Source organism: Streptomyces sp. NBC_01089, assembly GCF_045162975.1.
GTDB lineage: Bacteria > Actinomycetota > Actinomycetes > Streptomycetales > Streptomycetaceae > Streptomyces.
Genome location: NZ_CP108660.1, coordinates 4539807 through 4566751 on the forward strand (window position 1 = coordinate 4539807; position 26945 = coordinate 4566751).

Here is a 26945-nt window from a genome sequence, read left to right on the forward strand (position 1 = left end):
CCACGCAACGGCGAAAGCTCCAGGGAGCCTACTAGAATCTGCCAATAACTCCCATGCGGTCCGCCCAGAAGAACGAAACTTCAGTGATGGATGTTGTGGATCAGCAAATCCTCCAATGCCTGATGCTCGACGGGCGAGCCCCAATGAGACGAATCGCCGAGGTAGTGGGGGTATCGGAGCAGACCGCGACCCGCCGCTACCGCACCATGCGCGAGGCAGGTGTGCTCCGCGTCCTGGTCAGCGAGGCGGCCGCCTCCGCCAGACATCCGCTCTGGCTGCTGCGGCTGCAGTGCCGCCCCGCTGCCGCCGTACGCCTCGGCCATGCGCTGGCCGCACGCAACGACGTCTTCTGGGTCGCTCTGCACTCCGGCGGCGCGGAGCTGATGTGCACCACGACCCTGCCCGCCGATGCTGCGGGAGGCACGGGAGTGCTGCCCCGGATCTCGCATACATCAGAAGTGCTCTCGTTCACCACCCACCTGGTGCTGCACTCGTACTCCGGCGGCCCTGCCGAGTGGTCGGGCTTCGAGGAACCGCTGAGGGAGGACGCGAAACGAGATCTTCTCCAGGGCTGCGATCCGCGCCGACGGAAGGCGACGTACAGTCCGGTCCTCCTCGAAGACCGCCCGCTGTTGGAGGAACTGCGCGAGGACGGCAGATCCACCGCGTCAGCGCTGGCCCGCACCCTCGACTGGCCGCTCTCTCGCGTCAGAGGCCGTCTCCAGGCGCTACTGGACAGTGGCGCGGTCACAGTGGACGTGGACGTGATGCTGGAAGCGTTCGGCTACCACACCTCGGCCACGCTGTTCCTTCATGTCTCGCCGGACCGCATCGTCACGATCTGCGAAACGCTCTCCGCTTGTCGACAGACCAGTTGGGTCGCCGCGGTCACGGGCGCCGCGAACATCGTGGCCGCAGTGACCTGCCGCGACAGCACCGAACTCTTCAGCTTTGTCACTGAGCAGTTGGGCAGCCTCCCCGGAGTGGCCCACGTCGAGGTCGTCCCGTTGCTCAGCAGGCTCAAGCAGGCCGCCACCCGAGTGACCGGCGGCCGCCTGGTGTGATCACGTCGGATCTCACTGGTCGGAAGCGAACTCTGACCAGCACCAGCACCAGCACCGGCACCGGCGACTACCGGCTGAAGCCGCGCCTCCTGCACGCCGTGCTGAGCGGGTACCAGCAGCAGCGCGGCACCGGCTCGGACGAGGGCAGTGTGAGCGGCCGTACCGGTTGAATCAGGACCGTATCCGACCGTCGCTGCGACGGTCCGGGGGCCGCGAGCTCTCGCATCCCGCCGGTGCTGGCGGCCTCCCGCCGCCGCGCACGCTCACGTCCCGCGCGTGGTGCGCCCGCCGCGTTCGCCGGGTCCGGGGTTCTGGACTCGTGCTTCGGAGCCCTCTGCCCGGGAGTCGTCGACGATCTTCTGCAATGCCGTGACCTGGCGTTCCAGGGCTTCGCGGCCCGCGGTGGTGAGGTTCAGCCATGTGCGGGGGCGCTTGCCCACGTAGCCCTTCTCCACGTCGACGTATCCGTGGGTGCCGAGCGTGCCCACTTGCTTGGACAGTGCGGAGGCCGACAGTCCCGCCGCTTCGCGCACCCAGCCGAACTCCGCCCACTCGGTGCCGACGAGCAACGACACGATCGACAGGCGGGTGGGGTCCAGCAGCACCGGGTCGAAGTCAGGCCGATCCATCGAGCGCCCCGGATCGTCCACGCTCCGCGCCCGTGGCGCGAGAGGCGAGAGCGCTCTGGAGACGGCTCCCGAAGAGGATCAGGATCGCGCCCAGTACCGCGCCGGCAATCGTCCGCGCGTACGGGACGGACAGGCCCGGGTGCGGCACGAAGGCGGCGACGATGCCGACGGCCAGAACCGTCAGGATGATGACCCTGCTCCACAGTGCGAACCGGGGCGAGACCGCGTCCTGCCGCACCTTGGTCCGCCGCCCCAGCAGCGCTGAACCGCGCCTGCTGCGCAGCAGTGCCGCGTAGGCGACGGCCACGGCCGCGAAGGCGACGTTCACCGCGGACTCGACGCCCTGCCCGAAGAAGTCGGGCGCGGCGAGCAGGGCGAAAACGGCGATGCCGAAGAGGACGGCGACCCAGCGCGAGTCCCGCGCCGAGCCGAGCGCCTCCTCCCGCCGCTGCTGGACGTCCTGGAGCGCGCTTGACGCCTCGGCGGGTGTGGGGTTTCGGGTCATGATGGCCTCCTTGGTGTTTCTCGATCAGAACCTGTTTCCTGATAGGAAAGTAGTTGCCTGGAAGGCGAGTGTCAAACGCCGGACGGTGACCGCAGAGCAGGGAGCGTGGCCGTCGAACGGCGGACAGGGCTGGGCCGCATGGTGTGCGACCCGGGCGGGCGAGGGGGCGAGTCGGACGACGGTGCACCAGACCATCAGGGCGGCCACGTCAGCGCGGGGGAACGAGCACTGTGCCACTCGCTCCCCCCGCGTCGCTCCCCCCATTATCGTTTCGGTGACCCCGCAACGGGGCTACCGGCCTCCGGGCTCGGCATGACTTCCCCCCTTGTTGACCGTGATCCGGCGGGTGGTGTCACCGAGCCCGGAGGCACTGACTGACCGCTGATTAGCGCCTCTGTGTGTCAAGCCGCTGGTGCAAGCCGGCTCCGCTGGTCTCGTTTCATGATCCGATAGACGACATTTGAGAGACGTCGTTTGAGGGCCCTGCGCGCTTCGGCGGGGGTCTCCTCTTCGCGATGCTCCGCGACGGCACCTTCTGCGAACCCCGACCCGCACCATCACCTTGACCAAACCCATAGGGCCCCCAACGACCGGGTCGGGACGCGTAGTTCGGTGAAGGCCGGTGCGCACGTGCCGGCGTGGCGCTGTGTGCCAGGCACGCGCGCCCCTTCCTTACCGATTCGTTCAGTCGAAGGACGGGGGGCGCTGCCCCGACCAGGGAGCGGCCTGTTCGAGTTGTGAGGCCAGCCGGATCAGCACGTCCTCCCGTCCGTAGGCGGCAACGAGTTGCACACCGATCGGCAGCCCGTCGTCGCTGCGGTACAGCGGGAGGGAGATGGCGGGCTGGCCGGTGACATTGAACGGCACCGTGAAGGCGATGCCCCCGCTCACGGCGGCCACCAGTTCCTCGGGGCTCTGCGCCGTGGGCGCGAGTTCGCCCAGCAGCGCGGGCGGCGCGGGCAGCGTCGGCGTGAGCAGCACATCGACCTCCTCGTCCCAGAGCCCTGCCACGCCACGCGCCCACCGCTGCCACGCCTGGGTGCCGGAGAGCCACTGCGCGGCCGTGACCGAGCGGCCCACCTCGGCCAGCAGCCCGTTCATCGGTTCGAGGTCCGCCGGTTCGAGGCGCTCACCGACACGCTCCGACCACTGGTCGAGTTCCCAGGCCAGGACCGCCGAGAACATCGGCACCAGTGCTTCGAAGAGGGCCGGATCGTCCAGGCAGGCGGCGCTCGTCGGCTCAACGCGGTGGCCGAGCGAGTCGAGCAGGCGGGCTGCGTGCTCGACCGCCGCCACGCAGTGCTTGTGGGCCGGGATCGTCGCGCCCGGCGGAGTCGTACGGAACCCGATCCGCAGGACGCCGGGATCGGCGCCGACCTCCTCGCGGTAGGGCCGCAAGGCGGGAGGGGCGGTGTACGGGTCGCCGGACGAGGGCCCCGCCGTCGCGTCCAGCACGGCCGCGGTGTCGCGGACCGACCTGGTCAGCACGTGTTCGTGGGTCACCGGGCCCCAGTATTCGCCGTATGCGGGGCCCAGCGTGGTACGCGCCCGCGAGGGCTTGAGGCCGACGATTCCGCAGGCGCTGGCCGGCATCCGGATCGAGCCCGCCATGTCGTTGCCGTGTGCCACCGGGACCATGCCCGCGGCCACCGCGGCCGCGGATCCGCCGCTCGATCCCCCCGGGGAGCGGGTGAGGTCCCAGGGGTTCCTGGTCGGCCCGTGCGCGAGCGGTTCCGTGGTGGTGCTGGTCGCCAGTTCGGGAAGGTTCGTCTTCCCGCAGAACACGAATCCGGCCGCGCGGAAACGGGCCGCGAGGGCGGAGTCCTCAGGAGCGCGCCAGTCCCGGTCCCGCAGCGCGCGCATCCCACCGTAGGCGGGATCGCCCTCGGTGAGACAGAGGAAATCCTTGAGCAGCATGGGCACTCCGCGGAAAGGGCCGTCCGGCAGCCCGGGCGCACCCGCCGCGGCGAGAGCCTTCTCGAACAGCGGCGTGACCACGGCGTTGAGCCTGCGGTCGAGCCGCTCGATCCGCCCGATCGCCGCCTCCACGAGCTCCGTCGGCGACACCACCCTGCGGCGGACCAGGTCGGCTTGCGCCGTCGCGTCCAGCCATGCAAGTTCTTCCTCGGGTATCGAACTTCCCGTCATTTCCTACCCCTTCAGGCTTGTGGTTGTGCGGTGTGTACCAGCGATGGTGCTGTACACGTCAGGGACTGTCATCAACTGCCGGTCGCGGCCGGTGCGTGTCCCGCGTTCGAGGGCCCCGCTCGACCCCCACGCGGCCGCCGCCCTGTGCGACCGCTGCAGATGCCGTACCGCGGTCGCGGCCTCGGGCACGCCAAGCGGGGTACTGCCCCGCGGCTGCTTGAGGACGGACGTCCTCGGCATCCGCGCGGCCGTCGGGAGGGCCCTTTGACGGGCAATTTCGTCGTCGGCCGGTCTCCGTGCGACGTGTGCCGGTCCGTACGGGCCAGGTGGAGTGAGCCGAGGTATTCACCCGTCGATGCCCGTGGGCGCCAGTTCATACAGTGCCGTACCGCCGTGTGCGCCGTTGGCGATGTTCACCATGCCCGTGTCGGTCTCCAGGCGGGTGCCGCGCGCCAGTACGCCGGCGAAGCCGCGAGCAGGCGCCGGTTGTCCTCGTCGGAGAGCATCGCGAGTGTGGTTTTGCTGGCGTAGACCTCCGCGTCCAGTGGGACGAACAGTTTTACTTCGCCGGCAGCAGCAGCGCTGACGACCTGGTCCATCAGGGCGGGCGCGTCGGGTGATTCGAGCAGGTCCTCGACGAGGAAGATGCGGTGGATGATGTCGACGGCCCGGTCCCCGAGCCAGACCCGGCCGTCACGGTAATCGAACTGGCCGATGTGGCAGGGGTGGGCGTCGGCTCCCAGGGTCCGCAGATGGGCGCAGAACTCTTCCAGGAAGGGGCCCCATTCTTTCCCAGCGCCGGGGCGGTCGGCGCGGGCACCCGCTCGCAGTCGTCCATGACGGGCGAACGGGAAGTGACGGGCCGCGTCGGCTGGCATCCGGCTGACACTCTTGCGGGCAGTAGCCCGGTTGTGAGGTGTCTACGGGCCGTCAGGCGGAGGCATTCGCTCGCAGGGCGTGCGCGGCGAGGATACCTGCGCCGAGCGCCGTCACGATGCCGCAGCCCAGATGAGTGCCGGTGTGTGAACCGCCGAAGGACGCCGCGAGGTTGATGGCAGTGCTCACACCTACGATGGCCCACAGAACGGACCGGAAGGTGGTCCGACGGCGCGGCTGCGGGGGCGGGGAGACGAAGTTCGTCATGGGGGAAGTCCTCTGCGAATCTGGTGGTCGAAGGCACGCTTGACGCTATCGGCCGGTCTCCGCTCCGGACGATCCCGCAGACTGCTCGACCGCGGGTACAGCAGGCTGTTCGACCGGTGGTACAGCAGGCTGTAACTCTTCGCGGGTGATCTCGCCGGGCCGCCGGAACCCTTTTGGCACAGGAAAGCGGAAGCGATCGGGGAGGGAAGGATGACGGGGACGTTGCGGCGGACACCACGCCTACGCGGAGCGGAGCAAACCACCACCGCGGTGCTCAGAGCCGCCGGGGCCGCGATCGGTGAGCTGGCCGGCGGCTTCGGCACCGCGCTTTCCGCGCTCGCGCTCGTGATTCTGCTGCTGCTCACGGCTGCTCTGTCGCTCACCGGCACAGGTCTGCTGCTGGTGGGCCCCGCGTTGGGTGCGCTGCACGCCCTGGCCCGGCACGAACGCCAACGGCTCGCCCGCCGGGGCCACGAAATCATCGCCCCTGACTCGCCGCCCACGCGCCCACGCGCAGGACTCGTCCATCCCACCACCCGGCGGGAGGTGCGCTGGCTGCTCCAGCACGCCTCGGCCGGACTGCTGTTGGCGCTGACGGGCATCGTCCTCCCCGTACTCGCGGTGCGTGACACGGCCTTCCCGCTGTACTGGCGGTTCGCCCCGAAGGACACCACCGCCGCTTCTATCGGCATCGGCACCGCGCACACATGGCTGGACGCGATCGCGGTCTCCCTGCTCGGGGTGGGGTGGATCGCTCTCATCCTGGGACTCGCTCCCTCGCTGGTCCGGCTCCAGGCAAAGCCCGCCCAGCGCTTCCTCGCCGCCGACTCCGACACCGACCTCTCCGCCAGAGTCCTGGAGCTGACCGCGTCCAGGGCCGCGGCCCTGGACGCGCACGCCGCCGAGCTGCGCCGTATCGAACGCGCCCTCCACGACGGCAGCCAGAACCGGCTGATCTCCGTCACCGTGCTACTCGGCGCGGCCCGCCGCCGGCTGGTCCGCGAGCCGGACCACACGGACGAGGTCATCGACATCCTGGAGCGTGCGCACTCCGCCGCCGAACAGGCCCTGGCCGATCTGCGCGGTGTCTCCCGCAGCATTCTCCCCCCGGTGCTGGAGGCCCAGGGCCTTGCCGGGGCCCTGACAGGACTCGCCGCCGACTGCGCGGTGCCCTGCCGTACGGACGTCGATGTCCCTACACGGTGCGCCGTCTCCGCCGAAGCGACCGCCTACTTCGTGGTGGCCGAGGCCCTGACGAACATCGCGAAGCACAGCGGTGCACAACAGGCCGCCGTAAGCGTGCGGGCCGACGGCGCAAACCTCCGCCTCACCATCACCGACGACGGCCGGGGCGGCGCCGACGAGGGCGGCGGCTCCGGCCTCACCGGAATCCGCCGCCGGGTCGAGGCACACGACGGAACACTCAGCCTGGCCAGCCCTGCCGGTGGCCCGACAACCCTTGAGGTGGTACTCCCCTGTGGACAGTGACCCGCGGATCGTGATCGCCGAGGACGACCCGCTGCTGCGCGAGGGCCTGGCCCTCCTCCTGCGTGCCGAATCGATCGAGGTGGTGGCAACGGCCGGCACTCCCGAGGCGGCACTCGCCGCCATCGATGAACACAAGCCCAGCGTCGCCATCTTCGACGTGCGAATGCCGCCCACCCACACCGACGAGGGCATCCGCGCGGCCGTTGAGGCCAGGCGCCGTCAACCCGGCCTGGCGATCCTGGTGCTGTCCGCCTACGTGGAGCAGAGTTTCGCCACCGAGCTGCTCAGCGACGGCGTGGGCCGGGTGGGCTATCTGCTCAAGGAACGGGTGGGCCGGGTCGAGGAGTTCCTCGACGCACTGCACCGGGTGGCCGCCGGTGGCACAGCGATCGACCCCGAGATAGTCGCCCAGCTCTTCACCCGGTCCCACCGGGACGCCCGCCTGGAACGGCTGACCCCTCGCGAGCGGCACGTACTCGCCCTCATGGCCGAAGGGCTGGGAAACAGCGCGATCGCGAAACAACTCGTCGTCACGGAGGGCGCGGTCCACAAGCACATCCGCAGCATCTTCGCCAAGCTGGACCTGTCGCCCACCGACCACGTGGACCGGAGGGTGACCGCCGTACTCAGGTATCTGGAGGGCGCCACGGCGAGGGCGAGGTAGAGCCTGCTGTACCCCGTTTCGAGGCGCACACGGGAATGATCCGACGGCGCGGCGATGGTGTGCTGAACACATCAACCGGCCCGCCCGAAGGAACAATCCAGTGCGCCAACACGAAACCCACGCCTCCACAGGCAGCCGAGCAGGCGTCCCAGCAGCCCGGACTTCCCAGCCGACCGGAACCCTCCATGCCGACCAGGACCAGCAGCCCAGCCACATTTCTGCTGACCGGATCCACACCGGCCTGCCTGACCGCCACCGCCCCAGGCGAGCGCCCAACGGTTCCGGACTGCGCGACAGCCTCCGACGCCGTCCGCTGCTCTGGTTCTTTCTGCTTGCCTTCTCGCTGAGTTGGGCGGCCTGGACCCCGTACGTGCTGTCCGAGAACGGCCTCGGCGTATGGCACTTCACGTTTCCAGGAGGCAGCAGCGGAAGCCAGCTGACCGGCGTGCTGCCCGGCGCCTATCTCGGACCCATCGTCTCCGCCCTCCTGCTGACCGGGCTCACGGAGGGGCGCCGGGGTCTACGGACCTGGGGCAGGCGCATGACCAGGTTCCGGCTCAGCTGGCGCTGGTACGTCGCCGTGCTGCTCGCCGTGCCCGCGGCACTCACCATCGCCGCGACCGCCCTGGGCGACCGCGGCCCCACCACGCCGACCTCCGCCGTGCTGGCGGCGTACCTGCCGGGCCTGGTCCTGCAGTTGATCACCACGGGGCTCGCCGAGGAACCCGGCTGGAGGGAGTTCGCCATGCCGCGCGCCCAGGAACGGTTCGGCCCGCTGCCCGCCACCCTCCTGGTCGGCGTTCTGTGGGGCGCCTGGCACCTGCCGCTGTTCCTCACCGAATGGGGCGGCGGCCCGCACGTACATCTCGCCAAGGTGGGGGCGTTCCTCACCACGACGCTCTGCTTCAGCTTCGCGATGACCTGGGTGTTCAACCGATCCGGCGAGAGCATGCCGCTCGTGATGCTCATGCACACGAGTGTGAACAACTTCTTCTCCGTCGCCTGGACGGCCATGTTTCCCCGGCTCCCCGACGACGACACCACCTACGCCTTCCTCCTGGCATCGGTGGCCGCGGCCCTTCTCGTCCTCCTTCTGACCCGGGGCCGGCTCGGCTACCGTCCGACCACCGCCTTCGAGCCGGTCTCCGCTTCCCCGAGCGGCAGGTGACGCGGCCGCCCGTCGGCGGATCGAGGCAGTGACCGGCTTCCTCGTCGCGCTCGATATACCTCGGACCCAAAAGCAACGGCCAGCTCTTGAACCCCGGCAGTGGGGGCAAGTCATCACAGGAACTTATCCGCCGAGGTTACGTTCCCAGGTTGGACGTCGGCGGCCGTCATGGACACCGCCGCTCTGTGGCCAACAGCAGACCGCCTCGTGCTATTGGGTCCATTTACGCTGAGGCAAACAAAGGTTCCACCGTTACGCATTTTCTTGGGAGACACCGTTGGCGAGGATCGCTCTCTTCGGCGCTACTGGAATGATCGGCGGTCGCATCTTGGGCGAGGCGCTCGATCGTGGTCATCACGTTGTGGCCGTCGTCCGCGATCGGGCGAAGCTGACCCGCACTCATCCGGGGCTGCGCGTCGTGACCGGCGACGTCCTCCAGCCGACGTCGGTCAGTACTGGCGCCAGGGGCCAGGATGTCGTGGTCAGCGCGGTCGGTGGTGGTCACGGCAACGGCCCGGGGCATCTCGCCACAGCCGAACCGGCCGTGAGATCGCTGGTGGCCGGGCTGCGCGCGCTCGATGGCGGCCCGGCAGGCACCCGTCTGATCTCAGTCGGCGGAGCCGGATCATTGCGCATCTCAGCCGACAGACGGCTCTGGGACACAGTTGGACTGCCGGAGCCTGTGCTCCAGATCATGCACGCGAGTGGCGACGCACTGGATTATGTCCGCACCGTCAACGATGTTCGCTGGACGATAATCAGTCCCCCCACACTGATCGGGCCCGGCTCCCGAAGCGGAACGTACCGCAGCGCGCTGGACCATCTCGTCGTGGGCGCGGACGGTAGGAGTCGGATCTCTACCGATGACTTCGCTGTCGCGGTCGTCGACGAGATCGAGCACGCACGGCACGTCAATGAGCGGTTTACCGTGGGCTACTGAATTCTGTGACAATGACACCACTCACAACATCGCCGAGGTCAAGACATGGCTGGGTAAACACCCCCGTGTCCACGCCCACTTCACCCCGACCGGCTCCTCCTGGATGAACCAGGTCGAGCGGTGGTTCGGCCTGCTGACCGACAAGCTCATCCGCCGCGGCGTCCACACCTCCGTGACAGCCCTGGAGAAGGACATCACCGCCTGGATCGACACCTGGAACGAGAACCCCAAACCGTTCACCTGAACCAAGATCGCCGACGAGATCCTCACCTCCCTCGCCGACTACCTCATCAAAATCAGCCCACCCAACACCGAAAACCAGCAGCAGACTTAAGACAGGCCATAAGGTACGGCCGTTAAAGCTGTTGGCGAGGAGCCCGAATCGATCGGCTTCCGCCAGCGCTTCCAGGACCCCTCGCCACGTGTCGGCGGAGAGCGGCTCCGGTACCTCCGCTTCGATCGACGTGACGTAGGTGTGAGTTCCGCGCGGGGAGCGAGTCCGAGGGCGGACAGCCGGGTTGCGATGCCTTCGGCGCTTGCCTCCGAAGCAGGCACAGAGCAGCCCCCGTCGCCATGTCTGAGCAACCGCCGTATCCGTTCCGCGCGGACACGAAGGCCGTGGGCAAGCAGGGGGACTGGGAGAGCAGGATCGAGGCCAAGGTCCCCGCACCGACGGACATCGCGGCTCGGCTCGGTATCGCCGAAGGTGACCTGTGCGTCCGCACCGTGTACGAGTTCCTGGCCGACGCCAGGCCGGTGCAGTTGTCGACGAGCTGGGAACCGTACGACCTCACCGCCGGCACACTCGTCGTCCTCCCCGAGGGTGGGCCGCACGCCGGGGCGGGCGTCGTGAACCGCATGGCCGAGATCGGCATCACCGTCAGCCATGCGGTGGAGCAGCCGGAGCCGCGCCAGGCGACCGGCGAGGAGGCGTCAATCCTGGGCATCCAGAAGGCGGCCCTCGTCACGCACATCCGACGGACGTATTACAGCGACGAGGGTCGGCCCGTGGAGACGGCGGACATCATCGTGCCCGCCGCTCACTGCGAGATCGTCCATGAGATCCCGATCATTCGATAGCCCCGTCTAGGGTCCCACATGGCCAACGACTCAGCCTCTTGCCCCGAGTGCGGCCAACCGCTGGCAGGAGGCGGGCTCGTACTCTCAAAGCGGGACGACGACGGTCGGCGGACATGCCGCTCACTGTGGCGGTGCACCGATCAGCACACCTGGTGGCGCTGGGCACCCGGAGGAGCCGCTAGAGGCTTGCCCGGTGCCCGAGCGGTTCCGGTGACATCCAGTGCTGACATCAACGGCCCCGGAGGCGGGCAGCGCACAGCAGCCCCGGACGGCACCGGTTCATGAGGCGAGTCCCGACCAAGCTGAGGGAAGATCGAACTCGTAAAGCAGTAGTCTCATCCACGCAGTCGAGGTGCGAGCGGCTTGCGTCGGCAACGAGCGCTTGGGCAGTCGTCGTTACGCTAGCTCGCGATCCACCTGGTGCAGGTAGCTAAACGGATGCTCTCTCTTCGCATAGAACAGTGGGCGGACTTCTCGGGTAGCGATATTGAACCCGATGCTGCCCGCTATGCCAGCGACCCAGTCGAGATCCGGGAGACCAACGCGCCTACAGCGGCTGTAGCTACTCCCACCGTGACCGAGATGGACCTGTGCACCCAGGCTGTACGGCTCGCTCGGGCCGCCGACTGATAATCCCCGCGTGCGTGGTTCAGCTCCACCCGCATTCGTTGCAGCACGTCGGCTGGATGCTCCCATTCACGGCATAGATCGCTCAGCATGGTCTGCGTAGCACGCATCAAGCGCTCCCGCTCGGAGGCATACCTGTCGCGAAAAGCTAGAACCTCAGAAGTGGGTGTCCCTGGCGCTGGCATCGGAAGCAGGCGGCCCAACTCCACCCGCCAGGCCGCCACACCGAAGCCAGGAGCTATGGGGCGCAAAGACGTTTCGTAGGAAGATCGTTGATCCGTGTACGGCGTGTAGGCGCGAGCATCGGCCGTGAGAGCTACTTCCTGTGCCAACGTGCCGATCAAGAGGAGTTGTACCTCCCTGGAAACAGCTACAGCTGCGCCAAGTGGCGTCCGTGCGTTCCCAAGCCGCCGCCCCAAGCCTAGGCGGATGATCTCCGACTCCAAGAGGTATCCGACCTTTGAGCGGAAGAGGAAGGCGTCCATGACGGAGACCTGAGGGCTTGGTGGACTGGCGGCCAGTTCACGAAGTTCCCTGATCAAGACATCGAGGTGGAGCAAGTCGTCAAGAGGCTGGTTGTATTGCTGGCCCAGAACGATGGGGTGGTAGAGCCCTCTCTCTTTGAGGCCCTTCAACTCCTCCGAGACCGCGACCTCGTAGACCTCTGGATCGCCCGGTACTACGGACGCGATGTCGTCCCAGTACAACAGCGCCTGATGTAGGACTGCCTGGGGCGGTCTAACCAAAGGGTAGTAGAGCAGTGTCGGCATGGGCCCCTCGACATCCACCTTCCGAGCGATAGATCAACCGTAGCGGAACACCTGAAGCAGCGTCATGGGACTTGAGTGATCCGAGAAGACGTTCTCGTGAGGCACCCAAGAGCGGCTGGGTGAACTTGTGAAGCGAATGTCGGTCGGGCGCTGACAGCTCGGATACCCCGAACAGAGGTCGACTGTCAGTTATCAATGGGAGGGTGCTGCCATGCAGGACGCCCTCTTCGACTTGCCGGCGACACCTCCGGAGCACGCCGTGATTGCTCTCTTCCGGCTGGGTGGCGAAGACCTCGGTGAACCTGATCGGTAGTCACTGGTTTCTGAGGTCGAGCGGTCCATCGGGGCTGCGGTCGCAGCTGCCGGGTGTTGGCGAGGTCGACGGTAACGAGTTCGGTGGGGGCAAGGTCGTCATTTTCGCCTACGGGCCTGACGCGGACGCTCTTAGCGGGTGATGGAGCCAGGCGTGCGTGCGCTTCCGTTCCGGTCGGCGCATGCCGTCCTCCGCTACGGGGAGCCGGCTGATGGTGTCGTGAGCGAGCGGGTTGAGCTCTGGGCACGCGTGTCAGATGCGGGCCAGATCGAGCGGTCAACCACGGTCACTGGAGGATCACTACGGCGTCCACAGCTTGTGACAGCCGTCCCAGTGCCCAGATGGGGTGAGCTGCGGTGACGGATCAGCTGTGGGTGCCAGGCTTACAAAGCAGCGCTCAGGGCTCTCTCTGCCGCACACCGGTGCATGCCACCAACGCGCTGGCGTCCTCGGTGAGGAACAGCATGAAGACCCATCTCCCATCGGCGGCTTTGACTTGACCGAGACGCACGGGGCGGTCGTGTTGGCCGAGGAGTTGCACTGCTCGTTCCAGGCCCACGGTCTGGATGCCTGTCCTTTGTGTGTGCCGAAGGCGGCGTCCGTAGATCCGGGCGAGCGAACCAGCATGAGGAGTCCCGTCCCAGACAACGTAGGAAGTACTGCTGTGAAACGCCTCTAGGGCAGCGGCCGACGCCTCGTCATCGCCGGCCAGAAGCTGTGCCAGCACATCCCGTTCCATAGTCACCCCCACGGGATCTTGTAGTACAGACGCGGGCGACGCCAATCGGAGGTGTGATGCTGGACCGTCCTTGAGCGTGATCGAGCTGGGGCATACCAGCGGAGAGAGCGACCATCGCAACCGTGGGTGGCTACCAACGCTGGGACGAAGGGGCGCGCGGTCGGCGCCGGCGGGTCGCGCTCTTGGCCATCGACGAAGCCCGGCCGTCGGTTGGGTCCCGGGCTGTTCCGGGGCCGCCCCCAGACAGAGCCGGGGATGCAGCTGCACTACAGAGCTGGGTACCTCGGCTGCCGACCGCGCGTCTGTGACCGTAGCCCCAGCCACTGACAACGGTCGGACTTGAGGCGCCCGGGGAGCATCAATGCTGGGCGGTCTCTGGGCCGTCCGAGGTTGCTCAACAGCGGCCAATGACAACCAATGACGACCGCTCAGCTGCTCACGAAGGCCGTCCTGAACTGCCAAAACGCAGCTCACCAAGATCCCCGACAAGACCCAGGGCAAGAAGAAGTAAGCCCCGAGGCTTTAAGCCCCCTGCCCGCGGAGTCTCCGTGGGCAGGGCGCTTTCAGCTGGGCGGGGGTGTGCATGTGGGGGCCGTGGGGGCCCTCACACGGATCGAGCTCAGTTGTTGCCCCCGTCGAGCTGAGTGTTGACGGCACCGCCCATCCCGGGAAAGGGCTTCTCTCCCGTCAGGTAGGGCTCGTACTGCGTCCGGCCGAGCAGGTGGTCGGCGAAATAGGCGCTCGCGTAATCCTGGGTGATCCGGCGCTGCCGCTGCTCCGGGAGTTCCTTCTGATCGCTTTGGGGGGTGGTGGCTCCGGGGAACTGGGACTTGCAGGTGCCTGGCTTGCTGCCGGGAACGGCGTCGTCATGTGCGCTGACCTGGCCGCTGCTGGGTGACCACTGCTTGTTGTAGAAGTCGTGGACACCGCCCGGCACCGTGTACTGGGCTATCGGTGCGCTGTTGTCGTCCTTGTTCCAGTCGAAGTACTCCCCGGTGTTCACCTGGTCGCACGTGCCCCACATCACCGCGAACGATGTCTTGGTGATGGGATCGACGTCCCAGGTGGCGGTGGGTGCGAGAGCGAACGCGGCGTTGATGGACACACCTTTGGGCCACGTGTCACGGCTGCTGTCGGCGATCTCCTGCATCACTCCGCCGCCGCCCATGGAGTGGCCCATCAGCCCGACGTTCTTCAGGTCCACATGGTTCTTGAAGTTCACCGTCGACGGACGTCCGGACCTGGCGTCGACGAAGCTGCCGTGCAGCGGGCCCTCGCCCGTCGACGACAATTGCTGCCACATACGCAACTGGGCGTTGATCAGTGCCGCGCGCTCCTGATAGACCGTGTCGGCCTGGCCGGACGACGTCGAGTTGATGCCGTTCGCGCCGATGGAGACAACGACGAACCCCTGGCTCGCCAGATCACGGCCCAAATAGTCGTATCCGAGATAGCTGGGGATCTGCCGCACCCCCGATGCGCACGGCCAGGCCGACAGCCGGTCCGAGTCGGCCTTGATGATCGCCTCCTGTTTCGCCGCGTCGGCCGTGTCACCGCTCTGCTCGTCCTTCGCCAGTGCGGCTTGCGCTGCGGCGAGTGACGTGGAGGCGTCGGCGTCGGCGCAGGTGTCCCAGAATCCATGCTCGATCATGATCAGCGGGTGGGTGCCCGAGGAGATGTCGTCGGGGTAGTAAACGGCCCCGTCCAGCTCGTTGTTGCCCACGTATCCGAGAGACTTGGGCGGCGGGAAAGCCTCGTCGCCCAGGTTGTAACGCACCTCGCTCACCCCGTGCCGCGCAGGCTGAGCACCGGACCCACCGGCGGCTGCGAACGCCTCTGCCGAGGTGAAGCAAACAGCACAGGCTGTTACGGGCGCGGCAAGCAGCAGCAACTTCGCACGCCCTGTGCGTCCAAGTTTCATATTCGCCTCACCCATGTGGAAGGTAGATGTCGGACCGGGGCGCCATTCAGGGCCGCCGGCCCCGGTCGTACAGCGGCTTTGCGATCCCGGACCGGACTGCGGGCCGCCCAGGTGGCGTTGTTAGCCGTCGTGGGAGGGGACGGCGCAGGACGCGCCCGTGGCGTCGCGGAACCCGCCCTGCGTACGGCCACCCCGGCCACCCCGGCCACCCCGGCCGCCGCGGTGATGCGCCGCGACGGACGGAGGGCCGGCCGACGGAACGGGCGGGGATCGCATGGGTTGGAGGGTACGGAGAGAGTGTCAGGAGGCTGTCAGATTCCTGTTTTCAGTCGATGACCGGGCCCGGCAGCATCTCCGGACGTGTTCGCCCAGTTCCGCGTTCACGGTGACCGTCGTCAGGTCGTCGTCAGGTCGTCGTCAGGTCGTCGCCCGGGCCGGCCCCCGGTCCTGCCCGTCGATACACGCGCCGACGGCCGCGCTGGGCGGGAACGGCTTCTCCGACGTCGCACCGTCCCGGCCCGGCCCGGCCCCGTCACCCCGCAGGCGTCGCCGGGGCAGGTTGTGGCCGACGTGGCGGATGGGTTTCCAGCTGGGCGACCACCGTGGCGTGGAAGCGGTCCACCGCGTTGTCGACGCTGCGGATGAATCCGGACTCCGCGCTGCCGCGCGTGCTGCCCATGCTCTTCAGGAGCGAGAGGCGGAATCCGGTGATCCGGGAGCCGTCCTTCGGGAGGAGGTCGGCAGGCTCGGGCCGCAAGCGTTCCAGGGTGCCACGCGGGCCTCCGCTCTCGCCCGGGACGAGGGTCTCGATGTGGAGATCGGCGGGGGCTTCCGCGAGTTGACGGATCAGGCGCTTGGCCCAGGTGAGCGGGTACCCCTGCTCGGGCGCCTCCACCTCGATGGAGGTCCGCAGCTTGCTCGTACGCAGGTCGGCCACGATGGCCATGATGCCCGGTGTGCCGTCGATGCGGATCTCGGCGTTCAGACGGCCGTCTCCGCAGAAGCTGTCGGCAAGTGCGGCACGGCGGGTGTGGGGATCAGTGCCGCGCTTGGCGCGCTGGACGGGCAGGACCTTCTGCCCCAGTTCGCCGCCCAGCCGGAGGCAGACCTGGCGCACGAGCCGTTCCCAGCTCTCGACCACCTCGACGGCCCGCTTGTCGCCCTGGCAGAGCGTCTCGTCCTCGATGCCCTTGCGGGCCGGCACCCAGGCGGGACCCATGTTCTGGAAGCCGTGGCAGCCGGAGTTCTCGTGCTGCAGATAGTGGAGCAACTCTTGGAGGAGCCAGGCATGGGCCGCATTGCCGACACCTTCGTGGCGAATCAGCATCTGCGCCTGGTGGGTCACCTCGGCCCATGACAGGTGCCGGACCGCGACCTTGTTCTTGCGCCGCCTGTCGATCTTGATATCGATGAGCGGCCTGCCCTCCAGCTCCACGTCGTTGGAGAGCGTGATCACCACCTCGTAGCCCCGCCGGGCGGCGATGTCCACGTAGTCCTGGACCTGTTCGGGCTTGAGCGGGTTGCCGTTGGTCTTCGTCTCCACGAGCGCGGTCCACAGTTTGCCTGCCCGTTCGACCCGGATGACCCCGTCAGGGCGCTTGGGCGTCTCCCCGTACGGCAGCGAAACCTCGGTGAATGTCTCCATGCGGCCTGCGGGAGCTCCGTACGCCGTGGTGAGCCTGCGCCCGAACTCCGGTACCTCTGCCATCACCGAGAGCAGGACGGAGGTCGCCCGTGTCTCCCGTTCCCGGTCGTTCTTGAGGGACGAGGCCGGGAAGAGCCGGGACTGCCGCCACGCCTCGTTCTCGGCAAGCGACTTGCGGGCCACTTTGGGAAGGACGACCTTCTTCTTGGCGGTCCGCGGGCGCCGCTTCTTCTCTGCGGATGCCTCGGGGGCCGTCGGCTGTGCCGGTACGGCCATCAGGAGCTTGTCCGGTCTATCCGGTCTATCCGGTCTCTCCGGTCTCTCGGCGTCCGCCCCGGAGAGTGAGGGGATGGCCTCAAGGGCGAGTTCCTGCAGCTCGCCTATCGGCTCCCCCGCCCGCTCCTCCACCGGCTCTTCCACCGGCTCTTCGGGAGAATCATCCACGTCGATTCCGAAGTCCGTCGCCAGACCTGCCAGTCCCGACTCGTAACCCTGGCCGACAGCGCGGAACTTCCATTCCCCGTTCCGCCGGTACAGCTCGCCGAAGATGAAGGCGGTCTCGGCGCCCGCGTCGGCTATGGAGAAGCCGAGCAGCGCCTCGCCCGTACGGTCGGCGATCGTCACCCGGAGGCCGTCGAGTTCGCCGAACGGCGCGCCGCCGTACCGGCTCGCCGTCACAACAACCCTTTCCACGGCCGAGGGAATCTCGCTCAGGTCGAGGCTGATGCGGTCCTCACTGCCGTCAGCCGTCGGTGTCTTGCCCAGCAACTGGACGCTTCCGTCCGGTGCGGCCGGGTTGTTGTAGAAGAAGAAGTCCGCGTCACTGCGCACCTTGCCGTCCGCGTCCAACAGCAGTACGGAGACGTCCGCGTCCCCGTCTCCCGTCGCGCTGCACCAGGCCAGGCTCACTACGACGGAGCCGGCATCCTCGCTCAGAGAGCCGAGCCCCACATTGGCGCCTTTGACCATTTCCAGCATGTCGCCCCCCAGCGCACCGGCCGGTTCAGAGCCCCCGAGGGGCTGCCGGCCGATCATTGAACGTGTGCAGCACCCCTGCTGCACGAGCTGAACTTTAGCTCCCAGTGGGTGCGTTGCGGTATTTGTCGCCAGGAACGAAGTGGTGACCGGGGCGGGGGTTCCCGTCGGACGGCAGGGCGCTAGAACCCGGTGTCGGACGCCTCGTAGCTGTGGAGCCCGATCGGCAGCAGGGGCGTCACCAGGGCCTGGAGGTACCAGGCCAGGTCGGTGAATTCCGGTGCTTCTGGCAGGCTGCGCCGGTTGATGGTCGGGATGAAGGCGCACTCCGTACGGCCTGCCCGGAAGAGGAACTGGCCGCCTGTTCCGGCTTCCTGGTGGTACATGCAGACACCGACTTCGAAGGTCAGCTTCTCGGGGGCGTCCAGCAGCGTGAGTACCTCGTCCTCGAGGCCGGGGTTCGTGGACTGCCAGTCGTAACCGTTGTCCTCGTTCACCATGTACGAGATGCCCAGGGGCTCTTTCAACGACCACCCTGCGACGGCCAGAGCGCTGTGCACGGCACGCACTGTTACGGCCTGACTGAAGGTGAAGTCGATGTCTGAGTCTCTGGAAGACATGGAAGCTCCGGCTGAGTCGGTATGGCTTCCCATAGTCCTTGACTCGTACTGAGTCGAGCTGAGGGCGCGCGGCCGGCGCTGGCAGGTCGCTCTTGGCCATCGACGAAGCCCGGCCGTCGGCTGGGTCCCGGGCTGTTCCCGGGCCGCCCCCGGACAGAGCCGGGGACGCAGCTGTACTACGGAGCCGAGTACCTCGGATGCCGACCGCGCGTCTGTGAAGGGGGAGGCAAGGTGAGCATGGAACCGGGGCGAGGGCGGCCTGGAGCTTTCCGCCAGCGTGCTTGCTGTACGCCACGGTTCCACGCCGGCGGTCTGCAAAGCGGTCTCCGAGGCTCCTGGAACGTCAGCCGGCATCGCAAGCGATCTCGTCGACGCCCAGCCGAAAGTGCTGGACGCCGCCGTCCGCACCACTCGGTAGCCGTGTCCCTTTCCGGCTGCCCCGGCCCCCCGCCGGAAGTCAGGTCACGCTGCTGTCCGGCAGCGCCGGGGAAGTGTCACCTTTCCGGGCCGGTGGTCGAAGGTGTTCATCACCAGCCACTCGTCCAGCTCCGGGTCGTAGAGGTTCTGGATACCGAATTGCAGTACTTGCCAGAACGTCCCGCGATTGTGTTGATCGACGTAGATGTCGCCGAGTGCGAGCGGGAACCTGAGGAATTTCCCCGGGGGACGGGTCGGCTGGACGACGCCGGCCCTCCAGTGGTTCACGTACCGCCGCGGGTGCTGTTCCAGGATCTCCGGCCCGACGAACCGTGCGGTTTTGAACACCTGGTTCAACTGGTCCAGATTGACACCGGGAATCTGTGAGCACGGATGGTCGTTCAGGCCGGGCCACTTGTAGGTCAGCGTGTAGAGCGTGTCGTGGTAGATCAGGTTGGTGAACCAGATGGGGTACTGCGGGCCTCCCGCGACCATCTGGCTGTCGCCGTCTCTGCCCTGCCAGGTGAACGGCACGGTGATGTTCAGATCCCTGACCACCCACTTGCCCTTTCCGCGGAAGTCACGCGGGAGCTGGGGTGGCCGGGGAGTGGTGGTCCGTGATGACGTGGTCCCTGATGACGGTGCTGCCTCGGTCCGTGTGCCCGCGACGGCCGGTGACGGAGCCGCCGCGACGATGGCGATCACCCCGGCGGCGGCGACCGAGGCCGCTGCCCGACGTGTGCGTGTCCAACCCATGGTCTCCCTCAGCGGTGGTGTCGCGCCCCGTCGTGGCCATGACGCCCGCGGAGCCGCACCGCGATCCGTCCCCCGGGCGTCGCGCGTCACTCCGTGTGGCCGCCCGGGTCACTTGTTCGCCCACACCGTTCCACCCGCTTGACGTAACGCAGCCGTGCCATGCCATGCCGTGCCATGCCATGCCCGCGGCAGGGCGAAGTGTCCTCGCGCCGCGCGGCAACATGATGCGGATCAGGTGAATTTGACGGTAGATCAGGGGGCCGGGTGGGCGGGGGAGCGTCCCTCCTCCCCAGGTACCGCCGCCCGTACCTCCCGTAAGCGGCACAGCGAAGGCCCCGTGCCGCACCACCGCGATCCATCGTCAGGTGGTACGGCCGGGGCCTCGCTGTCGTACGGAACCGTTCGCCTCAGCCCTGGCAGCCGCCGCACTGGCACGGAGCGCCGGACTGGCAGCCGCAGCCGCAGCCCGAGCCGCAGCCGCAGGCTCCGAGAACGCGCAGATGGTGCACTTCGATCGGGGCATCCTGCTGGGGTTCGGTGACGGGGGAATCGGCCATGATTTCCTCCTGCTCGGCATGCGAGGACGTACTGCCTCCGCCATCCCATACCCACCCAGGTGGGGCGCATCAACGGCGCATGCGCGCAAGCGCGCCGTTCACGCCCCCTCTACCTGGGCGGGCGCGGACTGGATCTCGTCGGCGTGCTCGCCCGTCACCAGATACACCACCCGCTTGGCCACCGAGACCGCGTGGTCGGCGAAGCGCTCGTAGTAGCGGCCGAGGAGCGTCACGTCGACCGCCGTCTCGATGCCGTGCTTCCACCGGTCGTCCATCAGGTGCTGGAAGAGCGTCCGGTGCAGCAGGTCCATCTCGTCGTCGTCCGTCTCCAGCTGGAGCGCCAGGTCGACGTCCATCGTGATGATGACCTCCGCGGCCTTCGCCATCAGCCGCTGCGCGAGCTGTCCCATCTCCAGGATCGTGGCGTGCAGGTCATGCGGAACGGCCCGGTCCGGGTAGCGGAGCCGGGTGAGCTTCGCGACATGCTGGGCCAGGTCGCCCGAGCGTTCCAGGTCGGCGCTCATCCGCAGCGAGGTGACCACGATGCGCAGATCGGTGGCGACGGGCTGCTGCCTGGCGAGCAGGGCGATGGCCCGTGCTTCGAGGTCGTGCTGGAGGTCGTCGACCTTCTGGTCGGCCGCGATCACGCTCTCGGCGAGCTTCAGATCGGCGTCCAGCATCGCGGTCGTGGCCCGGCCGATCGCCGAACCGACGAGCCGGGCCATTTCGACCAGTCCCTCGCCGATCGAGTCCAGTTCCTCGTGGTACGCGTCCCGCATGGGAGTCCCTCTCTTGTACGGCTGATCATGTACGGCTGACCGGTGGAGAGGTGTCCCCACCTCCACGCTTCCACGGTCGGTGGGCCACGCGTCCGTTTCCGTCATCCCAAGTGAACCGGCCCTATCCCCTCGGTGAACTCTGAGCGACGAACGTTCGAGCAGACACCCGTATGGCTGGGGATGTGTCGGTGGGGCCGCATAACCTGGACACATGGACGTGAACGCGGCGGTCGCCGCAGCAAGCGCGATCGCCGGGCTGTGCACCGGTGTGATCGGCGTGCTGGCGTTCCGCTGGAGCGAGCGCGAGCTGGCACGCCCCACCCGGACCTCCCTGCACACCGACGATGTGCTGCCGCCCGGCGTGGACACCGTTCTCTCCGTGCTCAGCTCATCGGCCGTGGTGCTCGACGAGAGCGACGCGGTGGTCAAGGCCAGCTCGGCGGCGTACGCCCTGGGCCTGGTCAGGGGCGGGAAGCTGGCCGTGGAGCCCATGCTGCACATGGCCCGGGACACCCGGCGTGACGGGGAGATACGACAGGTCGAGCTCGACCTTCCCCGCCGGGGCACCGGCCGCGGCGAGGCGCTCGCCGTCTCCGCCCGGGTGGCGCCGCTCGGCTCCCGGCTGGTGCTGCTGCTCGTCGAGGACCTCACCGAGGCCCGGCGCATCGAAGCCGTCCGGCGCGACTTCGTGGCCAACGTGAGCCATGAGCTGAAGACCCCGGTCGGCGCGCTCTCGCTGCTCTCCGAGGCGGTCATGGGCGCATCGGACGACCCGGAGGCGGTCACCCGTTTCGCGGGCCGGATGCAGATAGAGGCGACCCGGCTCACCAATCTGGTCCAAGAGCTCATCGATCTCTCCCGCGTCCAGAACGACGACCCCCTCGAGGACGCCGAGCCGGTCCGGGTCGACGTCCTGGTCGCCGAGGCCATCGACCGCTGCCGCCACCAGGCGGGCACCAAACAGATCACCATGGCCGCCGGCGGCACCGCCGACCTCCACGTCTGGGGAAACCGTTCCCAGCTCGCCGCCGCGCTGGGAAACCTCGTGGAGAACGCGGTCAACTACTCACCGGCCCGCACCCGGGTCGGCATCGCCGCCCGCCGCTCCTCCGCCCCCGGCGGAGGGGGCACCTCCCAGGCTTTCGGCTCTGGGGGACTCATCGAGATCGCCGTCACCGACCAGGGCCTCGGCATCACCGAGAAGGACCGCGAGCGGATCTTCGAGCGCTTCTACCGTGTCGACCCGGCCCGCTCCCGCGCCACCGGCGGTACGGGCCTGGGCCTCGCCATCGTCAAACACGTGGCCGCCTCGCACGGCGGGGAGGTCACGGTGTGGAGCTCGGAGGGCCAGGGCTCCACCTTCACCCTGCGGCTGCCGGAAGCCGGTTCCGTACGCAATCGACGCGGCCGCAAGGATCCGGCCCCCGCACCCGCCGCCGCACCGGACACTCCCGCCGACCCCGACGACGCTGTCGGCGATGACGGTGACGACGGTGATCAGCCGTTCGCGACCTTCCTGTCCTCTGAACCCATTCCTGCCCCGGAGGTCCTTCCGTGACCCGAGTGCTTGTCGTCGAGGATGAGGAATCCTTCAGCGACGCCCTGTCCTACATGCTCCGTAAAGAAGGGTTCGAGGTCGCCATCGCGGCCACCGGCCCCGACGGACTCGACGAATTCGAGCGCAACGGCGCCGACCTCGTACTGCTCGACCTGATGCTGCCGGGGCTGCCCGGCACCGAAGTCTGCCGCCAGCTGCGCGGCCGCTCCAACGTCCCGGTGATCATGGTGACCGCCAAGGACAGCGAGATCGACAAGGTGGTCGGGCTGGAAATAGGGGCCGACGACTACGTCACCAAGCCCTTTTCGTCACGGGAGCTGGTCGCCCGTATCCGCGCGGTGCTGCGCCGCCGGGGCGAGCCCGAGGAGGTCTCGCCCGCGGCCCTGGAGGCGGGTCCGGTCCGGATGGATGTGGACCGCCATGTCGTGACGGTCTCCGGCGCCAAGGTCGACCTGCCGCTCAAGGAGTTCGACCTGCTGGAGATGCTGCTCAGGAACGCGGGCCGGGTCCTGACCCGGATGCAGCTGATCGACCGGGTCTGGGGCGCGGACTACGTCGGGGACACCAAGACCCTCGACGTCCATGTGAAGCGCCTGCGCGCCAAGATCGAACCGGACCCGGGCGCGCCCCGCTATCTGGTGACGGTCCGGGGGCTGGGCTACAAGTTCGAGCCGTAAACCGTACGCGTACGCCTACGCCTACGCACATACAGAGGTGCCCCGCCGGAATCGGACTGTCCGGCGGGGCACCTCTGTATGTGCGGCGGCGCGTTTGTGCGTCCGCGGTGCGGGGTCAGCTGCTCGGCGTGCCCGTGCCCGTGCCCGTGCCCGTGCCCGTGCCGGCCGGCGTGCCGCCGCCGGGAGTCGCGTTACCGCTGGGGGTCGTGTTCCCGCTCGGGGTGGTCTTGCCCCCGGGAGTGGCCTTGCCGCCCGGCGTCGCCTTGCCGCCCGGTGTGGCCGGGGCGGAGGGCGTCGCGGGCAGGCTGCTCGGGCCGAAGCCGTGGAAGTAGCTGGTGGCGGGGACGACCAGCGCGGCCAGTGCCACCCGGCCGGTCTCGCTGAACTGGAAGACCAGGTTCTGCGTCGAGCCGTCGGCGGCCGCCGAGCGTCCGTCGGCGAGCACCGCGGCGGCGTTGTTCCTGCCACCGATGATCACCGAACCGTGCGCGGGCACCGAGATCGGCCCCTTGCCCTTGGCCGAGGTGAGCTTCACCGCGGAGCTGGAGCCCGCGAGCTTGACGTCCTGGAGCGTCTGGTTCGTGTCACCGTTGTTGAAGAGGGTCGCCGAGATGACGGCGGGGCCCTTGACCGTGGCCTTCGGCTGGGTGATCACCGTCGCGTTCTGGACCTTGATGACACCGACCGACGTAGCGGCGTTGTCCGGCTTGACCTCGATCGTCGCCGCGTTGTTGCCCGCGCCACAGGCGGACAGGGCGGCGATCGAGACCACGATGGCAGAAGCGGCGAGGACGCCGCGTCGAAGGCTGCTGCTCACGGCGGCGGCTTCTCCTAGGACGTACGGACAGGACGGGACAGGGGGCGGGAGGGGGTAAAGCCTCCCTAAGGGTGTGTCAGCGGCCTCAGGTTACCGAGCCGTCGTCACGGCCCCGCACCCGACCCGCCCCGCGGGCGGTACGGGTACCCGGCGGATGCCGCGGGCGCCCGCCCCATGGCTCCGGCTCACGGTCCGAACTCACGCTCCGGCTCATGCTCCGAACTCGAGGTCCGGCTCATGCTCGGACTCACGCCCCGACTCACGCCCTGACTCACGGGTCCGCACTCTTGGCTTCGTACGCCGTTCACATATCGCGAGTGATCAATTCCCTCTGCCGCTCCCGGCCGCCACGTATTCCTTACGGAAAACCCTCTTCCGGCGCACAGTGATCAATTTCTGATTGCGTCCGTATGGGTGATCGACATCCGAACTGAGGTCGCGAAGTTCACCGTTTCGAATGCGGCAAATCGGGACGTTAGCCGCCTGTGGGAAGGCTTCGGATCCCTGTGGTGTCCGCGTTTCTCTCCGTACGCAGAGCCGCTCCGACCTGCGAATACCGTCCCGGGGGAGCTGTCCGCAGCACGTTCGTGTTGCTGTTGTCAAGCCCCGAGATATGCCCTGACCTGCGAAAACGTCATTCAGAAGAAGCCGTTCTCGTGTTAGACTGGATAGCCACGGAAGGGGTACCTGTCACATGACGTTCAAGGTTGGCGACACCGTGGTCTATCCCCATCACGGGGCCGCGCTGATCGAGGCTATCGAAACTCGCCAGATCAAAGGCGTGGACAAGACCTACTTGGTGCTCAAGGTCGCTCAGGGCGACTTGACTGTTCGTGTGCCGGCGGACAATGCGGAGTTCGTAGGCGTGCGTGACGTGGTTGGTCAGGAAGGACTTGACCGGGTCTTCGAGGTGCTTCGCGCACCGTATGCCGAAGAGCCCACGAACTGGTCCCGTCGCTACAAGGCGAATCTTGAGAAACTCGCCTCCGGCGACGTCATCAAGGTGGCCGAAGTGGTCCGTGACCTGTGGCGTCGTGAGCGTGAGCGCGGACTTTCCGCTGGTGAGAAGCGCATGCTCGCCAAGGCCCGCCAGATTCTGGTGAGCGAGCTCGCTCTCGCGGAGAACACCAACGAAGACAAGGCCGAGGCTCTGCTCGACGAGGTCCTCGCGTCCTGAACCGCTTGACCCGTTTCGCCTGTTTCACGCTTTGAATGCCGTGGTGCCCGCTGACCACATGGATCAGTCCGCTCGGATCTCTCCGACCGGATCACTCCATGTGTCATCGGGCGCCACGGCATGTTGCTTTCTCGCGCAGCGCTTCCACCGCGGGCCCAGGGTCTCCTGGCCTCCGCGGCTTCGGACGGCGGTCGGTACTGCTGTTCGCCTGTTTTTCATGGAGCGATGCTGCGTGAGCCGTACCGTGACCGATACTGATCGGTACGTGGTGTGCCGGGCCCGGGATGCCGACTCGACCAGTCGTCACGGAAGGGGCCGGTCAGGGCGTCGCGCCCGGCACTCCCAGGCCATACCCATGTCGGCTGAGGACACAAACCCTGAACGCGCAACCGATGTCAGACGAGCCCGGGACCCCGTCCCCTACCAGCTCCACCGGCGGATCTCCTGCCGCCGCTCCGGCTGGATCCAGCCACACCACCGCCGCGGTGATCCCTGCCGCCGGCCGCGGTGTCCGGCTCGGTCCCGGAGCCCCCAAGGCACTCCGCGCCCTCAACGGAACCCCCATGCTGGTCCACGCCGTACGGGCGATGGCCGGATCACGTGCGGTCTCCCTCGTGGTCGTCGTGGCCCCGCCGGACGGTGCCGCCGAGGTCGAGGCCCTGCTGGCCGGCCATTCCTGGCCGGTGGGCACCGAGCTGCTGGTCGTACCCGGCGGTGACACCCGCCAGGAGTCCGTCCGCCTCGGGATCGGCGTACTGCCCGAGAGCGTCACCGCGGTCCTCGTGCACGACGCGGCCCGGCCGCTCGTGCCCGTCGAGACCGTGGACGCGGTCGTCGCTGCCGTACGGAACGGCGCCCCGGCGGTCGTGCCCGCGCTGCCGCTCGCCGACACCGTCAAACAGGTCGAGCCGCGGGCCGACGGCGCCCCCGAGCCGGTCGTCGCCACCCCGGAGCGTGCCCTGCTGCGCGCGGTGCAGACCCCGCAGGGCTTCGACCGCGCGCTGCTCGCCCGCGCGCACGCCACCGTCACCCACGACGTCACCGACGACGCGAGCATGGTCGAGCAGCTCGGTGTGCGGGTCGTGGTGGTCCCTGGGCACGAAGAGGCGTTCAAGGTGACCAGGCCGCTCGACCTGGTCCTGGCCGAGGCGGTTCTCGCCCGCAGGAGGATCAACAGTGGTTTCTGAACACGGGCAGCCCGAGCGGCAGCAGCCCTCGACGGTTCCCCCGCAGGTGGTGCTGCCGCAGGTCGGCATCGGGACCGACATCCACGCCTTCGAGGAGGGGCGCGAACTCTGGTGCGCCGGCCTCCGCTGGGAGGGCGAGGGCCCCGGCCTCGCCGGGCACTCCGACGCCGACGTGGTCGCGCACGCCGCCTGCAACGCGCTCTTCTCGGCCGCCGGGATCGGCGACCTGGGTGCCCACTTCGGCACCGGCCGCCCCGAGTGGTCGGGCGCATCCGGAATCACCTTGCTCACCGAGGCCGCCAGGATCGTCCGCGCCGAGGGGTTCACCATCGGTAACGTGGCCGTCCAGGTGGTCGGCGGCCGGCCGAAGATCGGCAAGCGCAGGGCCGAGGCGCAGCAGATCCTCTCGGGCGCGGTCGGCGCGCCCGTCTCGGTCTCGGCCGCCACCAGCGACGGGCTCGGCTTCACCGGCCGGGGCGAGGGGCTGGCGGCCATCGCGACGGCCCTGGTGGTCCGTACGTAAGGGACGGTGGCGGGGCCGGCCGTCCGGTGCCCTTTCGGACGATCACGTCCCGTCCCTT

The 26945-nt window shown here is 68.2% G+C and carries 24 protein-coding genes and 2 pseudogenes; 13 read left to right on the top strand and 13 right to left on the bottom strand.

The features are described from left to right. Positions 1-86 precede the first annotated feature (86 nt). On the top strand, positions 87-1064 hold the full coding sequence (locus OG510_RS20315; RefSeq protein WP_406138545.1) for an Lrp/AsnC family transcriptional regulator: 978 nt from the start codon (positions 87-89) through the stop codon (positions 1062-1064). Then, entirely contained in the window at positions 1061-1234 is a 174-nt protein-coding gene (locus OG510_RS20320; RefSeq protein WP_406138547.1) for a hypothetical protein, read from the top strand. The genes OG510_RS20315 and OG510_RS20320 overlap by 4 nt, the downstream gene beginning before the upstream one ends. 93 nt (positions 1235-1327) lie before the next feature. On the opposite strand, the gene OG510_RS20325 is transcribed toward OG510_RS20320, so the two are convergent. The 5 genes from OG510_RS20325 to OG510_RS20345 form a co-directional block, all read right to left on the bottom strand. Further along, positions 1328-1693 (bottom strand): winged helix-turn-helix domain-containing protein, encoded by a 366-nt coding sequence (locus OG510_RS20325; RefSeq protein ID WP_406138549.1) that lies wholly within the window; start codon positions 1691-1693, stop codon positions 1328-1330. After that, positions 1680-2198 carry a hypothetical protein gene (locus OG510_RS20330; protein WP_406138550.1) on the bottom strand — a complete coding sequence of 173 codons (519 nt, stop codon included), beginning with the start codon at positions 2196-2198 and terminating at the stop codon, positions 1680-1682. The genes OG510_RS20325 and OG510_RS20330 overlap by 14 nt, the downstream gene beginning before the upstream one ends. Before the next feature lie 684 nt (positions 2199-2882). Next, positions 2883-4346, bottom strand: a complete 1464-nt coding sequence (locus OG510_RS20335) for an amidase (protein WP_406138552.1) — start codon at positions 4344-4346, stop codon at positions 2883-2885. Positions 4347-4759: 413 nt separating this feature from the next. Continuing rightward, entirely contained in the window at positions 4760-5224 is a 465-nt protein-coding gene (locus tag OG510_RS20340) for a hypothetical protein (protein ID WP_406138553.1), read from the bottom strand. 52 nt (positions 5225-5276) lie between these two features. Further along, a complete protein-coding gene (locus tag OG510_RS20345; RefSeq protein WP_406138554.1) occupies positions 5277-5411 on the bottom strand; it encodes a hypothetical protein in 135 nt (44 codons plus the stop codon). A gap of 288 nt (positions 5412-5699) precedes the next feature. On the opposite strand from OG510_RS20345, the gene OG510_RS20350 reads away from it, so the two are divergent. The 6 genes and pseudogenes from OG510_RS20350 to OG510_RS20375 form a co-directional block, all read left to right on the top strand. Continuing rightward, positions 5700-6977, top strand: a complete 1278-nt coding sequence (locus tag OG510_RS20350) for a sensor histidine kinase (protein WP_406138555.1) — start codon at positions 5700-5702, stop codon at positions 6975-6977. After that, positions 6967-7641 (top strand): response regulator, encoded by a 675-nt coding sequence (locus OG510_RS20355; protein ID WP_406138556.1) that lies wholly within the window; start codon positions 6967-6969, stop codon positions 7639-7641. Before OG510_RS20350 ends, OG510_RS20355 begins: the two co-directional genes overlap by 11 nt. A 370-nt stretch (positions 7642-8011) precedes the next feature. After that, complete coding sequence (locus tag OG510_RS20360) at positions 8012-8809, top strand: CPBP family intramembrane glutamic endopeptidase (protein ID WP_406138557.1); 798 nt, start codon at positions 8012-8014, stop codon at positions 8807-8809. Between the two features lie 277 nt (positions 8810-9086). Then, on the top strand, positions 9087-9749 hold the full coding sequence (locus tag OG510_RS20365; protein ID WP_406138559.1) for an NAD(P)-dependent oxidoreductase: 663 nt from the start codon (positions 9087-9089) through the stop codon (positions 9747-9749). 7 nt (positions 9750-9756) lie between these two features. Beyond that, positions 9757-10083, top strand: a pseudogene (locus OG510_RS20370) (IS630 family transposase); the annotation flags it as partial. Between the two features lie 242 nt (positions 10084-10325). Continuing rightward, a pseudogene (locus tag OG510_RS20375) lies at positions 10326-10829 on the top strand (UTRA domain-containing protein); the annotation flags it as partial. Between the two features lie 506 nt (positions 10830-11335). On the opposite strand, the gene OG510_RS20380 reads toward OG510_RS20375, so the two are convergent. From OG510_RS20380 to phoU, 7 genes are all read right to left on the bottom strand, one after another. Continuing rightward, positions 11336-12226 carry a hypothetical protein gene (locus OG510_RS20380; RefSeq protein ID WP_406138561.1) on the bottom strand — a complete coding sequence of 297 codons (891 nt, stop codon included), beginning with the start codon at positions 12224-12226 and terminating at the stop codon, positions 11336-11338. 1671 nt (positions 12227-13897) lie between these two features. After that, the gene (locus tag OG510_RS20385) at positions 13898-15064 is read right to left on the bottom strand and encodes an alpha/beta hydrolase (protein WP_406138562.1); all 1167 of its coding nucleotides are present in this window, start codon (positions 15062-15064) and stop codon (positions 13898-13900) included. 667 nt (positions 15065-15731) lie between these two features. Beyond that, the gene (locus tag OG510_RS20390) at positions 15732-17813 is read right to left on the bottom strand and encodes a TerD family protein (protein ID WP_406142465.1); all 2082 of its coding nucleotides are present in this window, start codon (positions 17811-17813) and stop codon (positions 15732-15734) included. 188 nt (positions 17814-18001) lie between these two features. Further along, complete coding sequence (locus tag OG510_RS20395) at positions 18002-18439, bottom strand: hypothetical protein (RefSeq protein ID WP_406138564.1); 438 nt, start codon at positions 18437-18439, stop codon at positions 18002-18004. Positions 18440-18901: 462 nt separating this feature from the next. After that, positions 18902-19612, bottom strand: coding sequence for a hypothetical protein (locus OG510_RS20400; protein ID WP_406138566.1), 711 nt, complete (start codon positions 19610-19612; stop codon positions 18902-18904). A gap of 407 nt (positions 19613-20019) precedes the next feature. Then, entirely contained in the window at positions 20020-20169 is a 150-nt protein-coding gene (locus OG510_RS20405) for a hypothetical protein (RefSeq protein WP_406138567.1), read from the bottom strand. A gap of 98 nt (positions 20170-20267) precedes the next feature. Further along, entirely contained in the window at positions 20268-20948 is a 681-nt protein-coding gene (phoU, locus tag OG510_RS20410; RefSeq protein WP_164259765.1) for a phosphate signaling complex protein PhoU, read from the bottom strand. A gap of 211 nt (positions 20949-21159) precedes the next feature. Here phoU and OG510_RS20415 point away from each other — a divergent pair, with 211 nt between their 5' ends. Together OG510_RS20415 and OG510_RS20420 are read left to right on the top strand one after the other, a co-directional pair. Next, positions 21160-22506, top strand: a complete 1347-nt coding sequence (locus tag OG510_RS20415) for a sensor histidine kinase (protein WP_406138569.1) — start codon at positions 21160-21162, stop codon at positions 22504-22506. Continuing rightward, a complete protein-coding gene (locus OG510_RS20420) occupies positions 22503-23183 on the top strand; it encodes a response regulator transcription factor (protein WP_102918029.1) in 681 nt (226 codons plus the stop codon). The genes OG510_RS20415 and OG510_RS20420 overlap by 4 nt, the downstream gene beginning before the upstream one ends. A 115-nt stretch (positions 23184-23298) precedes the next feature. Here the strand turns inward: OG510_RS20420 and OG510_RS20425 are convergent, their stop codons facing one another. Then, positions 23299-24000, bottom strand: coding sequence for a DUF461 domain-containing protein (locus OG510_RS20425; RefSeq protein ID WP_406138570.1), 702 nt, complete (start codon positions 23998-24000; stop codon positions 23299-23301). 694 nt (positions 24001-24694) lie between these two features. Here OG510_RS20425 and OG510_RS20430 point away from each other — a divergent pair. The 3 genes from OG510_RS20430 to ispF all read left to right on the top strand — a co-directional run bounded on the left by OG510_RS20430 (position 24695) and on the right by ispF (position 26887). Beyond that, positions 24695-25177 (top strand): CarD family transcriptional regulator, encoded by a 483-nt coding sequence (locus OG510_RS20430; RefSeq protein ID WP_006380568.1) that lies wholly within the window; start codon positions 24695-24697, stop codon positions 25175-25177. A gap of 392 nt (positions 25178-25569) precedes the next feature. Continuing rightward, a complete protein-coding gene (gene ispD / locus OG510_RS20435) occupies positions 25570-26364 on the top strand; it encodes a 2-C-methyl-D-erythritol 4-phosphate cytidylyltransferase (RefSeq protein WP_406138572.1) in 795 nt (264 codons plus the stop codon). Then, a complete protein-coding gene (gene ispF / locus OG510_RS20440; protein ID WP_406138573.1) occupies positions 26354-26887 on the top strand; it encodes a 2-C-methyl-D-erythritol 2,4-cyclodiphosphate synthase in 534 nt (177 codons plus the stop codon). Before ispD ends, ispF begins: the two co-directional genes overlap by 11 nt. The last annotated feature ends 58 nt before the right edge of the window (positions 26888-26945 follow it).

What these genes read in the sequence shown, in the direction of transcription:
- OG510_RS20315 (WP_406138545.1), top strand. Translation starts at nt 87, where the DNA reads ATGGATGTTGTGGATCAGCAAATCCTCCAATGCCTGATGCTCGACGGG.
- OG510_RS20325 (WP_406138549.1), bottom strand. Translation starts at nt 1,693, where the DNA reads ATGGATCGGCCTGACTTCGACCCGGTGCTGCTGGACCCCACCCGCCTG.
- OG510_RS20330 (WP_406138550.1), bottom strand. Translation starts at nt 2,198, where the DNA reads ATGACCCGAAACCCCACACCCGCCGAGGCGTCAAGCGCGCTCCAGGAC.
- OG510_RS20335 (WP_406138552.1), bottom strand. Translation starts at nt 4,346, where the DNA reads ATGACGGGAAGTTCGATACCCGAGGAAGAACTTGCATGGCTGGACGCG.
- OG510_RS20340 (WP_406138553.1), bottom strand. Translation starts at nt 5,224, where the DNA reads ATGCCAGCCGACGCGGCCCGTCACTTCCCGTTCGCCCGTCATGGACGA.
- OG510_RS20350 (WP_406138555.1), top strand. Translation starts at nt 5,700, where the DNA reads ATGACGGGGACGTTGCGGCGGACACCACGCCTACGCGGAGCGGAGCAA.
- OG510_RS20380 (WP_406138561.1), bottom strand. Translation starts at nt 12,226, where the DNA reads ATGCCGACACTGCTCTACTACCCTTTGGTTAGACCGCCCCAGGCAGTC.
- OG510_RS20390 (WP_406142465.1), bottom strand. Translation starts at nt 17,813, where the DNA reads ATGGTCAAAGGCGCCAATGTGGGGCTCGGCTCTCTGAGCGAGGATGCC.
- OG510_RS20395 (WP_406138564.1), bottom strand. Translation starts at nt 18,439, where the DNA reads ATGTCTTCCAGAGACTCAGACATCGACTTCACCTTCAGTCAGGCCGTA.
- OG510_RS20400 (WP_406138566.1), bottom strand. Translation starts at nt 19,612, where the DNA reads ATGGGTTGGACACGCACACGTCGGGCAGCGGCCTCGGTCGCCGCCGCC.
- OG510_RS20405 (WP_406138567.1), bottom strand. Translation starts at nt 20,169, where the DNA reads ATGGCCGATTCCCCCGTCACCGAACCCCAGCAGGATGCCCCGATCGAA.
- phoU (WP_164259765.1), bottom strand. Translation starts at nt 20,948, where the DNA reads ATGCGGGACGCGTACCACGAGGAACTGGACTCGATCGGCGAGGGACTG.
- OG510_RS20415 (WP_406138569.1), top strand. Translation starts at nt 21,160, where the DNA reads ATGGACGTGAACGCGGCGGTCGCCGCAGCAAGCGCGATCGCCGGGCTG.
- OG510_RS20430 (WP_006380568.1), top strand. Translation starts at nt 24,695, where the DNA reads ATGACGTTCAAGGTTGGCGACACCGTGGTCTATCCCCATCACGGGGCC.
- ispD (WP_406138572.1), top strand. Translation starts at nt 25,570, where the DNA reads ATGTCAGACGAGCCCGGGACCCCGTCCCCTACCAGCTCCACCGGCGGA.